Source organism: Nakamurella sp. GG22 (assembly GCF_052976845.2).
In genome coordinates, this window is record NZ_JBRIIO020000007.1 from 25,937 (window position 1) to 38,992 (window position 13,056).

A 13,056-nucleotide genomic window follows, 5' to 3' on the forward strand; every position below is an offset into this window, starting at 1 on the left:
TCGTCCGTCGGTTGCCGCCAGCCGCGTTGCGTCCGGGTCATAGGGTCTGCTGAATCGCCGGTGGAGTTAGAGGCGGGTCGGTGGGTGTCGGCGGGACGTAGTGAAGTTGATGTTGGGCTTCCGGAATCCCACGGACACCGGTGAAGCTTTCTGAGGCCGCTGCTGGCTCGTGACGCCCAAGGCTTTCTTGTTGTCGGCGATGGGGGCTGAGTTGGGCGCGAGCCCGAATTTCGGCGTCGAGTTTGTCGACATGGATCCGCTCGGGGTTCTGACCGGCGACTCGTTCAGCGAGGCTGTGTGCCGACTGGATGTCTCTGGCTAGAGCGACTTCTCGGTTGTGCTTGTGTTGATTGTCAGCGGTGGTGATGCGTTCAGCGACCTGTTCTCGTTCGATTGGATCGATGGGCACACGCGTCAATGCCTTGGCGAGGTCCGCGGCGGTGGCAGCGGCTTCGATCGCCTTCGCCTCTTGTTGGCGTAGGTCATTCATGTGCGCGTCGAGTTCGGCGCGATGCCGCCGGGCGCGAGGGTGCAATTGATTGCGGTCCTGCTCGGCGAGCGCGGCCCCGTTAGCTGCAGCGCGGGCGGCTTGGATGGCGTGGCGCCATTCGCCCTCGAGGGCGCTGTGTTTGGCGAGATCTGCACCGATGCTGCGCAGATCCGCGAGTTCGTGTTCGACCCGCGTGACGGCGGGTCCGCGGCCCGCTGCGGCTTCTTCGGCCAGTCTCGTGGCCTCCTGGACTGCTGCGGCGTGTTCGGCGATGTCGGTTTCGAGTCGCAGGCGGGCAAGGGCGAGTTCGTCAGCGAGGGTTTCGTCGGTGAAGTGGCCATATTCGCGGTCCGTCCAGGCCGGGATCTGGGCTTCTGCGGCGGCCCGGGTGAGCGCGGCGGCGGTGATCCCCGCGGATGAGGGCACGTCGGCTGCGGCAATCTTGTCGGGGTCGATGGTTTCCAGCAGGGCACCGGCGTCGAGCCCGGCCTGTTGGGCGTGGGCCATCCGGTCGGCGAGGACGTCGAATCCCTGGCCGGTGATGAGCTTCTCGGCCACGTCCCGGTGCCCCCGCCAGGCGTTGCGCAGGACGTCGGCCGCGCCGTCGAGATGCCATGTCGGATTGTCGGTTGCGTGGGGTTCCGCGCCCGGATCGGGCCGTGCGCGGTCGGCAGCGGCGACGCGAATGGCGTGGGCCGCGTATCTGGCCTTCTCCTGTACCGCTGCGACGGTGTGGCGTGGAACCTCCGCCAGGAGGTGCGTGATGTCCATGCCCTGGTTCTCGGCGGCGGTGACCGCGAGGACGGTCGGAGGGAACCGGGGGTCCTCGATGATCTGTCGGGCCAGATCGGCTGTGTCATGCCAGTTCTGGGTGATCAGGTCGGCGACCCGGCTCAGGTCCCGCTCGTCAATATCCTGAGCGGTCCGCGTCTCGGCTGGATCAAACAGGTCTGCGGCATACGCCGCGGGGTCGTCGACGACCTCCAGGTCCGCCACCGGGAGGTCAGCAAGAACCTGACGCAGGTCCACGCCGTCCTGCCGCAGTTGTTCGATGCGGAAGGCGAGGTCCGCCATCGCGGCGGCGTTCGCCACTCGATGGGCGAGGTCGGCGTGATCGGCCCAGGCGTCCACGAGCATCGCCGCGACGGTGTTGCTCCGGGCTTGGCGGGTCTGCTCCTCCCGCCACCGATCGGCGGCCTCGGAACGGTTACGACCGAGTTCGGGCCAGGGTTGCGGATCGGTCGACAGGGTTGGCCGCTTGGGCAGTCCGAGGGGGTCGGTGGGGTCGGGTGCGGCGGCTTCGGGGTCGGGTGGGGTGTTGTCGAGGATGGCGTCGATGACGGTGAGGTAGTCCAGGTGGAGGTGTTCGGCGAGGCGGCTGGCCTGTCGGGTCTGCTCCGCCGGGGGCACGGTGCCGAGCAGGTGGGCGGCCTCGCGGAGAGCGTTGATGCGGTGTTCGACGAAGTCGTTGCCGTCGGTCCATCGGTGGGTGATCTCGTCGACGACGAGGTCGGTCAGCGGATAGCGCCTGTCGAGAGCGGCGGCGAGGGTGTCGGGTCCGCGGGTGGCGAGTAATTCCGCGGGATCCTTTCCCTCGCCGAGGGTGATCATCTCGGCATCGGCGACGCCCGCGTCGACCAAGGCCCGCCACGCTCTGACACTTGCTGCCTGGCCGGCCTTGTCGTCGTCCAGCAAAAGCAGGACGCGGCGGTCGGTGAGCGGGGAGACCCGGTCCAGGGTAGCGAGCTGGCCGGCGGTGAGCGCGGTGCCGAGTGGCGCGACGGCGACCATGTCCGGCCGCGCGACATTGACGGCGATCGCGTCCATCGGTCCTTCGACGATCACCAGGTCCGCGCCCGCCCGCAACAGGTCGACCTGCCGCGGGGTGAGCCCGAAGGGCAGATCGGACTTCCGGAAGAGCATGGTGGTGGGGCTGTTCAGGTATTTCGGGTTTCGGTCGTTGGTGTCATCGGGGTGTTTGCGGCCGATGAACGCGACCACCGCACCGTCTTCTGGTCGGGTGATGGGCACGACGGCTCGGTTGTGGAAGAAGTCGATGAGGCCGCCTCCGCTGGAGTGCCGGGCCAGCCCGGCGGCGAGGATCTCCGGGTCCGTGTACCCGGCATGACGCAGGTGGTCGACAAGGGCGGTCCACGTTGCGGGCGCAAAGCCAGCGGCCGTGGCCGGTAGGCCCCGACCGGCGAGGTATTCAGGGACCCATGACCGGGGCCCCGAGGCAGCGTAGAACGCGGCCGCCGCGGAAAGGGCTGCTAGAACCCTGTTTTCGTCGACTGCCGGTTCGGCACCCTCGCCTGCGGCACTCTCATCGAGGGAGTCCGGTGGCACCGCATCGGTCTCGGCCGGAGCCTCGAGATCAGTCGCAGGGGCCAGGTCCTCGTCAACTGCGAGATGCACATCGGGACCCGGGGCTTCAGTCGCGGCCGTCGATTGCCTGTGGAGGTCGGTGGGTGGTTGCCAGTCGGCGTCGGCCGGGTCCGGGTGCGCCGCGTCGTCGTCTTCGACGGGGGCGAGGTCGGTGAGGATGGCGAGGTGCCAGAGCAGCACGGTGGCCCACTGGTGTTCGGGCACCGTGTCGAGCGTGGCGGCGAACATCCTTGCGGCGTCGGCGACGAGTTTCGCGGGGTCGTGCCCGGCGCGGACTGCGGCGTCGACCCGGGCGACCAGGGTGGGCCAGAGCCGGTCGGTGACGATCCGTTCCGCCACCCGCTCCCCCAGAATGTCGGTGAGGGTCATGGTCCAGGTGGGCCGCAACGTCGGACCCGCGCCGGCGGCCTCGTCGGTGGTGACGGAGCCGAGGTGCGGGGCGAGCCGCCACCACAGCGCGGCGGCGGTTTGCTCCACCGGCAGCGGACCACGCCGAGCGGCCGCCCCCAGGAGGTTCCGGACCGGCAGCCCGGCGGTTTCGGCGAGGTTGAGCCGCCCGACGAGCACCGGCCAAAATTCGTCCTCGGTGACGGCGTCAATGTCCGCGCCGTGCCCGGCCAGAACGTCCAGCCAACGGTCGGCGCCGTCGTCCCGGCCCCCGGCCACCGTCAGGCACCATTCGACCAGGTCGTCGTGGTACTGCCGCAGCGCGATCCGCCGGGGCCGCTCCCCCGCCGGCCGCAGATCTTCCACGCTGACCGAGTTGACTGCCCGCCACACCGCCAGGTCCACCAGCAGGTCCCGGTGCAGGAGGTACGGGACCGCCCACCCGGGGGCGTCCAACCGGGTCCACCCACGCACCTGCCCGGCGAGTTCCGTGACAAGGTCGGTCACCAGTTGGGCGCGGGCGGCGAGATACGTTGCCCACACCGGGGTCTGCGTCAACGCCTCCGGAACATCCGGGACCCACGGGAGCGGCCCGGAACGTTGCGAGTGATTCCCGGTGAGATCGAGCCGGTAGTCCAGCACCGCGGCCAGATCCATTGCGGTGTCCAGTTCCCGCTCCGCCGCGGCGGCCGCCAGCCTCGCGGTGGGGTCGTGCCCGTCGAGGGCGAGAACGGCGAGGTGCCCGAGCAGCGTCTCCCACGCCGGCGCGCCGGTGACCCCCGGCACCGCCGCCTCCGCCCCGGCGGTGATGGCCTGAACCCGGTCCTTCCCCAGAACGGTCATCGCACCCACGGTGAGGGCGTGCACGTAGGCGGCCGCGGCGTGTCCGACCCGCAGGCCCGGATCTTGAGCGTCGCGGATCTCGGTGGTCGCCGAACGGGCCGCGCCATCCCGCCCGATCACCGCGGTGAGGACCTCGATCGCGGTGGGGGGTTGGATGGCGTCGGGTGTGATGACCTCGTGCGGGTCGCCTTCGCCGCCGAGGATGACGTAGGCGTGGGTGCCGTCCGTCGCCCTGGTGAGAGTCGGGTAGAGGTCCTGCCGGGTCATCCGGTCGGTGACAACGGTGTGCGCGGTGCCCTTCTGGGAGTGGGCGGTGCCGACGGTCATGCCCTGAACGGAGGCGTGGGTGTAGGCGTACCCGAGCCGCAGGAACCCGCCCGTGACGTACCAGGATGGGAGCACCCGGGTCACCCCGCGGGTGATCTCGGTGGCCAGCAACGACCCGTCCGCGTTGACCTGCCGGACGGTCCACCGATAGTTGTTCCGGACGAAGTCGGTGCCGCCCATTGACAGCGTCCGCTTGTTCCGTTTCGTGATCACGGTGTCCCCGGCGCTGACCCGTTCCCCGTTCGGCAGCACCAGCTCCGGCCCGGTCACCCCACCCGCCGCTGCGATGCGGTCGGTGCGGGCGCGCGCGTTGAGGTCGGCGACCATCTCCAGGGTCGGGGCGATCATCACCGAGTCGACACCGTCCGCGGTGTCGGCCGCCCAGCCTTGGTAGACGGCGTCGGCGGCAGTGTCGGTGGTGACCGCGTGCACCCTTGACCGGTCGGCGTAGAGCCCGATTGCGGAGGGGTCACCGGCACGGAGCGCGAGGCTGGCCTGTCCCTCGGTGGGGTCGGTGAACCGCATCACCTCGGTCAATGTCACTGCGCCATGAGTGGTTTCGATGTCCCGCAGCAACCCGCCCGCCCCGGACGCGGCGCGTTGCCGGTCGTCCCCCACCAAAAGCACCCGCCCACCCCGGCCGAGGACGAACGCGATGGCGGTGTCCAGTTTCGGGGTGGACGCCAACCCGGCCTCGTCGACGATCACCAAGCTGGTGTTGTCGATGGCGGTCATCCACGGCTGCCACCGGTCGGGGGTGAGGGTGGTGAGGTCGTGGACGAGTTTGTCGAGGGTGTCAGCCGGCACCCCGGGGATGGCGGCGCTGAGTTCCTGCGCGGCGCTGGCCTGCGGCGCCAAACCGACGACGGTGCCGCCGCCGTTGCGCCAGGCGGCGGCGAGGACCCCCATCACGGTGGTCTTCCCGGTTCCGGCGGGTGCCAACGCCAGCTGCACCCGGCGGCCGCTGGTGGCGATGTCCCTCACCATCGCGGCCTGACCGGTGTTCAACACTCGGCCGCCGGTGTTGGCGGACCATTCCAGCTCCGCCAACTCGACATCCGCGGCCCGGACCCGGCGTCCGTCGGTGCGGCCGGCGGCGGTGACGATCCTCGCCTCCGCGGCCAACACCGCCGGTGAGGTGTAGAGCTGGGCCTTCGCCACCCGGTACACGGACTGACCATCCGCCCGGGAGAGCTCGGTAGGCCGGGTCGCGGTGATCTCGGTGTCCATCCCGATCGGCACAGCGTGGTCCCCTGCGACGGACCGGCGGGTGATCGCCTCCGCGACCCGCAGCGCCTGACCGGGGTCGGTGAACCGGCCGCGGACCACCCGCAGCGCCTCGGCGTGCACGTTGGATTCCCGCCACTGCGCCCGATGCGCAGCCACCGTCTGCACGGTCCGGGTGGTGAGGTCCTCCAACAACGACCCATCCACCACCGCAGCCGGTTTCGCGTCCGCGGTGAGGACGGTGGCGATCATGTCGTTCAGTGCACGGTCACCACCGAGGACGTGGACGGCTTGGTCGTGCCAGGTGGCGCGTTGCTCGTTCAGCGAGCGGGGTTCGTGTTTCGCCTGCCGGGTGGACAGGTTGGCCCGCTGCCGCAGCGAGATCATCTCCACGGTGGTTGGGACCCGGCCGTGGTCAGCCAGGAACCGGTTTTGGAGTTCGCTGGTGGACCTGGTGATCGCGGCCGCCCGGCTGGACCACTCTTGGTTGAGTCGGGGGTCGACGCCGGTGATCTCCCGCACCGGCCGCTTCCCGGAGTCGTCAGGCCGTTCGCTGAAGGTGACGCCGAGGGCGGTGGTGAGTTCCGCTTCCAGGGCGGTGTTGTAGTACTCGGAGCCGGCGACGTTGAACCGGTACAGCATGCGGGCGTCCAGGGCGAGCCACCGCCCGTCCAGGGTCTGGACCTTGTTCGACACCGCAACGTGGGTGTGCAGGTCGGGGTCACCGGCCCGGGAATCCCGGTGGGTGAACCGGGCCATCACCAGGCCGCGGGTGTCCACCTGCGCGGGGCCGCCCGTGCCGACCCTGGTGTACCCGACCTCCTTCTCCAACCAAGCCAGCGTCGCCGAGACGGCAGCGGTGTGCGCGGCCGCGATCCGTTCCGAGATCTCACGGGGGGCGACCGCCCACAGCGTGGACACCGACTTCACCGGGGAGAACGTCAGGTCGAACCCGGCCACCGCCGACCGCGCCGGCCGAGAGATCCGGCGGAGGAACCCGGTCAGTTCCTGGTCGGTGTCCGGGTCCCGGTGGTGCTTCTCGACGAACACCGCCCGGGCGAGGTAGGTGCGGATCCGAGCCCGGTCCTCCTCGGCGATCCGCGCTCGCTCCGGCAGCCCGCGTTGGGTGTTCCATTCCGCGTAGGCCTGGGCGAGCCATTGGTGCCATTCGACGGGGCCGTCGTAGACGGGGAACGCCGCGCCCAATCGGGCGGCGGCGGCGGCCGCGGGGACCGACCACCCCTCGGCGACGAGACCGGCCTGGATCCGCTGGGCGTCCGGGTGTATGCCCATCCCGAACAGGTTCCGCATCTGCTGCTCGGTGACCACCCCAGCGGTACCAAGGGATTCCAAACCCCGCCCGTCCCACCGCCCCGGTGACTCGCCTTTCGCGGCGTAATAGTCACCGAGCGAGGAGTAGCCGCGTTCGGTGGAATCCGCTGCCGCGACCTGCCGGGTCAGGTACGTGTACCCGTCCCCAGCGCTCAGCTTGTGCAGCGTCATCACCTGACAGATCGTACCCCTCGTGATCACATCGTTACCTCAGTGCATGAGGTGTGAGCAGGCTGACGGCACGGGCTCACATTGCTGTGGCGCGGTAGGGTCGGCCCTGACCGGATCGGGGGCCGACGGACCGGAGGTGCGGGGTGGGCAAGGCGGCAAGCGCGGCCCTGGCAGGACGGGTACGGACGCGGCAACGTGCGGTCGAGGCGGGCGCCGAGCAGGCTGCCCGGGACTTGCGGTTGACTGCGGCGGCGGCTGACGTACACCGGGCGCAAGAGGCCATCGACGCGGCGCGGGAACGCGCAGCGCTGGCCGTCGCAGCCGCGCGGGCCGTGGAACACGACGAGGTCTCGACCGCGGTGACTGTGCGGGACGCAGCGGTGCGGCGGGCGGCCGCCGAAGGACTGACAGTGGTCAAGGTCGCCGAACTCGTCGGGCTGCCGGCGACCGAGGTCCGGCGGATCCTCCGCACGAGTCATACCGGACAGCCGCCGGCGCGGCCGGCGGGTGGGCCATGAGCTGATCGGATCTGGCGCGCAACGACTTCCGCTGTTAGTGACGCGCGGCGTGTGGTCCGCCGTCGCCGGATCGGTGCAGTTGGCTGTAGAGGTCGTCGAGGAGTTCATCGACGGCGCTGGTGAGCAGATCCAGCCGGCCGTTGAGTGTGTTGCAGCCGCGATGGTCGGTGCCGGTCGGGTCGGTGATCTTCCAGGCGACCGGACCATGGGGCAGTTGGGCAGTGAGTTGAGCGGCCAGCGCGGCGAGGGCAGCCGGTATCCCGTCGGCGGTATCGACCTCGCCGTCGGGGGTGGTGGTGACGGTGTACATGGGCTGGGGTCCTGTCGTCGGGCGTCGCGGGGTGTCGTTTCTGACGGTGGCCCCTTCGTCCTGGCGCGGTCGAGCCTGCCGCCACGATGTGGATGGATTTCTTGATGTGGACAGCCCGTCTCGGCGCTAAAGGTTGCGGTGGGCCGCCGACCCCCACAACGGGGGCCGGCGGGTACGGGCGCCTGGTCAGCGGCGGCTGGGGCGGTTCCGGCGGGTGCGGGCGGGTGCCTGCCGGTCCAGGATCAGCGGGGCCAGCTCGGCGATGTACTGCCACGCCTCGCGCATCGAGTCGGCCGCTGCCCGGTCCTGGACGGTCCATGTCATTGACCCGACCCGGACGATCGCGGTGCGTGACACCGAGTCGTACCGGGCTTTGCGGTCGTCGTCGCCGTGCGCGCGGACGCTGAGCGCCGGTCCCATGCTGCCGTGCCCGTGGATGGTCGGGATCTCGGCCGGGAGGCCGTTGAAGATCCACTGGTGCTCGTCGGCGAGCCAGGCCTGGCTGTAGACGGTCGCGGCTGCCATGTCGTACAGGGTGATCATCAGCTGCTGCCCGAAGGTGGCGGTCAGGTGGCTGCCCTCGGCGCCGGTGCCGCCGCCGTGCGAATCGATCGCGATGGGTTGCTTGCCGGCGATGATGACTCCGGCCAGGATGTGCTGCCGGTATACGCCGGGGATGAACTGTTCTCGCTTGGCGGTCATGGTGAGTCGCCCTCTCTGCCTCTGCGCGTTCGGCTGAGGCGTGGGGGCAGCGCGGGGGTGCGGGTGGCCGGTCAAGGGCTTGAGCGGTGCCGGGGTGCTGGTCCGGGTGGTGTCGACCTCGGGGTCCCCTGTGGGGTGGGGTCGGCCCAGGCGGATCGGCGGCCCGGCAGCGCGTCCCTTGACGGGCCGGGGCCCCCACCCCCGCACCATTGCCACCACTCAGACGGACGCTCCCCAAGGTGACCACTCCCACCTCGGGAACCACGGCCGCCGGCGCATAGCGACCCCTGCCTTCCTGGGCGGTCGGCGGTCAGCGTGGTCGCGGGCCCTGCGTTGACCACAGGCCTGCGGGCGGGTGCTACTCCCCGGGGGGTCGCTTTCGCCAGCGCAATCGCAATGCCACGGTGGTCTTCCCGGGTGCGGCGGTGGGAGAGGCGCTGGCGGTCAACACCTCTCCCACCGCGGGAGTGGGTCAGGCCGGGTTGGGTTCGCAGGCGAAGGGCAACCGGAGAGCTCGTAGGTGGTACCGGCCGGCCTCGTCGGGCCTCAGCGTGACCGTCGAGCCGTCTGTGCAGAAGACGTGCAGGTCCTCGTCCAACCCGGGGCTGACGTCGCTCACGCAGAGCCCGGCAATTTGAGTGACGGCGGCCAGGACGGCGTCCAGGGTGTCGGCGGTGACCACGGGATGAACCCGCCCCTGCGGGTCGTGATCGAACGCTGCCGCCGGCCAACGGATCTCGGCGGTGTCGGGGAGGTGGAACCGGCCGGCGATCGGGGCGGGGTGATGGCCGATGGTGGCGACGGTTTCCCCGTGGTCGCCCTGGTGGATGCTGATCTGCAGGGTGAGCCGGGTGGTGCGGGTGACCGGCCCGGTCGGTGGCACCCGGTGCACCGTGAACGGAATGTCATGTGACCCGGTCGGGCAGGTGGACACCGCTTGCCGGGCCGCCCACAACACCTCGGTGATCCGGCCCGCCTCAGTCTCCCCCGTCGGCCTGGGCTTGCCGCGCTCCGCGGCGTGATCCCAGTGCACGGCGTCGAACCAGGCTTGCGCGGTCACGGCGACCGGGTAGGTGAACCGGAACAGTCGGGACAGCCGGGCCGGGACCTCGAACAGCAGGGCGTCGGTGATCGCGTCGGCCCGGGTGTAGGGCAGCACACCAGCTGGCCGGGAGGCGCCGTTACGGCACGACGGGGGACGCGGATCCGGGTGGTGGGTGGGCATGGCGATGACTCCTTCTCTCGCGGGTGACGGGCTGCTGTGGCGTTCGGAGTGCCTGTCGCGCAGGTGTTATCGGCCGGCCGGGGCCTCGCTGTTGTCGATCAGGTGGTTGGTCAGCGCGACCCGCAGCGCCTTGCTGACCTGCGCGGCGCTCGCACCGGCGGGCACGGTGGCCTCGACCTTGTGCTGTTGCGGGCAGTACACGTAGGGCGCGGTCGCCGCGTTGATCGGCCGGAAGTAGCCGTAACGCAGGCGGGCCTCGGCGATCCGCCGGGCGGTGGCCAGCACGGCACGGGGTGCTGCGGGCGGGACCGGGTGGGGGGTGGGCATGGCCGTCGCTGCTTCCTTGAGGTTTGAGGACTTGCCGCCCGGGCGGGCCGGAGGGTGCGATCCCCCGGCCCGCCAGCTTGGGTTCAGAGCGCTGCGATGAGGTCGAACGCGCGGGTCTTGAGCTGCTGCACACCGGTGCTGGTGACGACCCGTTCGGCGCGGGCCAGCGCCGGGTTCCGCTTGTCACCGATGGGCGCGACGTGGTCGGTGTATTCGGTGATCGCCTGGTAGGCGGCCCATTGGGTCCCCCGGATCGCGGTGTTCGTCTCCGAGGAGTGCAGCAGGCCGGTCAGCGCGGCCTGCCTGTTCCGGGTGATCGTCTTCGACCGCTCCGACGTGCTGTCGGTGGCCCACAGTTGGGTGACTATGCCGCGGAACTGTTCGTCGGTGATGGCCTGTTCGATCATCCGGTCGGCCTCGGCCTGGAACGCCTCGGCGAATTTGAACGTCAACCCGAGGGCTTCCCGGGCCTGCCCGATGTAGCCGCGGGCGCCGGAGGTGTGCCGTATCGAGAATGAGGACTGCGCCGACCGGATCGCAAGGGCCTGGGTGTTCGCGCACACCACCCGCACCGGTGAGATCAGCAACCGGAACGCACTCGTTCCGTCGTGGGAGTTGCACGCCACGATGTACAGGTCGACCGCGTCGATGCCGCCGATCAGCATGGTGTCCGGCAGCTTCATGGTCAGGAAGACTTGACGGCCGCCCTTGATGGAGCCGGCGGTCTCGAAATGCGCCCCGGACTCGTCCACCAGGGCGTCGAGCAAGTCGGCGTGTTCTTCGTTCTGGATCGGGGTGTATCCGCGACCGACCACGCCGAGCACATCCGGCCGCCCCGTCACCGGGTTCGTCCGCACCGTCGCGAAATGCTCCGGCACCGACAGCACATCCACTCCGTCGGCGGACAGCATCGGCGTCGTTTGCAACGGCTGGGTCCGGACATTCCAGCCGCCCAGCTTCGCGTGCCGCATCGCGTCCGCCGCGGTGAACTCCGCCGGCAACACCGTGCCCAACCGGTGCCATGCGTGCTGGCGGGCTGACACGAACGACGCAGACCGTCCGGCGCCCCAGGTTTCCAGATCGTGAGCCATGACAACCCCTTCCCGCTTGACCAGACCGCCTGGCCTCTGTGCGTAGATACAGTGTATTTGTAGACACTGTATTTGTCGACAGTGCATAGGGAGAAAGGTTGTCCGAATACAGTGTTGGCATGGACACTGCACGGATGACTCGGCTTCGACTGGTTGGCCGCGGCGAACTACGCCGGCTGTTCGGAGTGAGCGCGACGCGCACAATTCAGATCGCCGAACGCCCCGACTTCCCAGCGCCGCTCGACGAGCTGAGCGTCGGCAAGATCTGGGCGCTCGACGATGTCATCGCCTGGGCCGAGAAGACAGGTCGGACGCTCAATCTCGCCGAGCTCGGTGGTTCTTCCGTCGATGCCGACGGTGACAAGTCACGGCCGTAATGCATGAAGAGTCCGGTTGAGCGGCTGTTCCAGACGACGTGGGTAACAACCGATGCGAGCTCGGAACACCTGGCGCCGGGCGGGTTGTCACCCGGGTTCGTCGAACCGCCGGTTGACGTCACCCACCACGGTGGCGGCATGGCGTTGACCCTCGATCGCATCCTCGAGCCGTTTGGCGGCCTCCCGGAGACGCTCCACGGCAGGCTCTCTCACCGTGGAGCGGTCGGCCGGCGGTGCGACCCGGACAGTGCTGGCCCGCTGGACCTGTTCGCGGGCGTCCAGCAGCTGCAGGACCAGCCGGGCGTAATCGGTCATCGCGGCGATCGTGCCGGGCGGGTCATCAGCCCGACCTGTCGCCAGGGCCCACAGCGCATGGTGGAGTTCGTCGATGGCTTCACCGAACTCCGGCGGACAGCCGGCCGACTTCGCTCCATCCACTGTTGCCTGTTGAGGGAGCGCGGCCTCATGGATGCGGATCTGATCGGTAGCCCAAGTCAGAACCTTTGCTCCAGCGAACACATCGACGACCGCGCTGTCCCGCTCGGTCAGGATCCGGAAGGCCGGCCGTCTCGACGCCGTCCAGGAGTGCCACAACGCCGTCATGCCAGCGGCTCCCGCCGCGACGGCCACCGCCAGGACGAGCGTTAGCACTTGCACGCCCCACCACCAGACGCCCGCGACTCCGCCACCGATCAGACCCGCCATCGCACCCCAGGTGCTGGTCGTAACCGGATCAGCGGTGCCCGCTGGCCAGGGCCTTCCCACCCGTGAATCGGGGTCACGGACGGCGACGGCGACCAATACCGGCGGCGGTATCCGCCCGGCCAGCCGGGCCACCTGTGCGGTTTCAGGATCTGCTGCCGCCCATTCCAGCCATCCCCAACTGGTCCGCAGAATCATCTGTGACGCCGAGGGCGTACCGACGAACAGGGCAGACCACCGTGCGAAGCCTTGTTCGCGGGTCAGCCCGGCCAGGCTCCACTCATCGAGATCCTGTGGTGTCCTCACGTCCATCCCCGCACTCTGGGACAGGTCGCTCCTGAGCGATACCAACCACGCGGCGGTCGACCGATGCCTCCGATGGCCGCGTTCGGGCAGCGCAGCAGACCGACTTGACCGCGCCGCCGGACGACGACCTCGGAGCCAACTGGCATACATGCAATTCTGCCCGGGAGCACCGACACCGAACCCTCAGAACACGCCAAGACGGCAACAAACCGGCCGGCTGCGCACAGCGTGCGAGCAATTATTCACGACCGGGGGCGATCACAGATTGCCCTTGACCAATTCCCCCTTGACAGAGAGTCCAGTCACTGCCTTTGCGACCGTGGTTCGCATGTCGGA

At 69.6% G+C, this 13,056-nt stretch carries 9 protein-coding genes; 2 read left to right on the forward strand and 7 right to left on the reverse strand.

The window, feature by feature from the left end:
* Positions 1-37: 37 nt before the first annotated feature.
* Positions 38-7,162: a MobF family relaxase gene (mobF, locus tag ACVBEQ_RS09635; RefSeq protein ID WP_447153083.1), complete on the reverse strand. Its 7,125-nt coding sequence runs from the start codon at positions 7,160-7,162 to the stop codon at positions 38-40.
* A 143-nt stretch (positions 7,163-7,305) separates the two neighbouring features.
* Between mobF and ACVBEQ_RS09640 the strand changes: the two genes are divergently transcribed.
* Entirely contained in the window at positions 7,306-7,680 is a 375-nt protein-coding gene (locus tag ACVBEQ_RS09640; protein ID WP_447152916.1) for a hypothetical protein, read from the forward strand.
* Between the two features lie 34 nt (positions 7,681-7,714).
* On the opposite strand, the gene ACVBEQ_RS09645 is transcribed toward ACVBEQ_RS09640, so the two are convergent.
* The 5 genes from ACVBEQ_RS09645 to ACVBEQ_RS09665 all read right to left on the reverse strand — a co-directional run bounded on the left by ACVBEQ_RS09645 (position 7,715) and on the right by ACVBEQ_RS09665 (position 11,335).
* Complete coding sequence (locus tag ACVBEQ_RS09645; protein WP_447152917.1) at positions 7,715-7,990, reverse strand: hypothetical protein; 276 nt, start codon at positions 7,988-7,990, stop codon at positions 7,715-7,717.
* A 186-nt stretch (positions 7,991-8,176) separates the two neighbouring features.
* The gene (locus ACVBEQ_RS09650) at positions 8,177-8,692 is read right to left on the reverse strand and encodes a hypothetical protein (RefSeq protein ID WP_447152918.1); all 516 of its coding nucleotides are present in this window, start codon (positions 8,690-8,692) and stop codon (positions 8,177-8,179) included.
* Between the two features lie 472 nt (positions 8,693-9,164).
* Positions 9,165-9,917, reverse strand: a complete 753-nt coding sequence (locus tag ACVBEQ_RS09655; RefSeq protein ID WP_447152919.1) for a hypothetical protein — start codon at positions 9,915-9,917, stop codon at positions 9,165-9,167.
* 66 nt (positions 9,918-9,983) lie between these two features.
* A complete protein-coding gene (locus tag ACVBEQ_RS09660; protein ID WP_447152920.1) occupies positions 9,984-10,244 on the reverse strand; it encodes a hypothetical protein in 261 nt (86 codons plus the stop codon).
* 83 nt (positions 10,245-10,327) lie between these two features.
* Positions 10,328-11,335, reverse strand: coding sequence for a DUF932 domain-containing protein (locus ACVBEQ_RS09665; RefSeq protein ID WP_447152921.1), 1,008 nt, complete (start codon positions 11,333-11,335; stop codon positions 10,328-10,330).
* A gap of 119 nt (positions 11,336-11,454) precedes the next feature.
* Here ACVBEQ_RS09665 and ACVBEQ_RS09670 point away from each other — a divergent pair, with 119 nt between their 5' ends.
* Entirely contained in the window at positions 11,455-11,712 is a 258-nt protein-coding gene (locus tag ACVBEQ_RS09670) for a DNA-binding protein (protein WP_447152922.1), read from the forward strand.
* An 87-nt stretch (positions 11,713-11,799) separates the two neighbouring features.
* Here the strand turns inward: ACVBEQ_RS09670 and ACVBEQ_RS09675 are convergent, their stop codons facing one another.
* Positions 11,800-12,720 carry a hypothetical protein gene (locus tag ACVBEQ_RS09675; protein WP_447152923.1) on the reverse strand — a complete coding sequence of 307 codons (921 nt, stop codon included), beginning with the start codon at positions 12,718-12,720 and terminating at the stop codon, positions 11,800-11,802.
* Between the last annotated feature and the right edge of the window lie 336 nt (positions 12,721-13,056).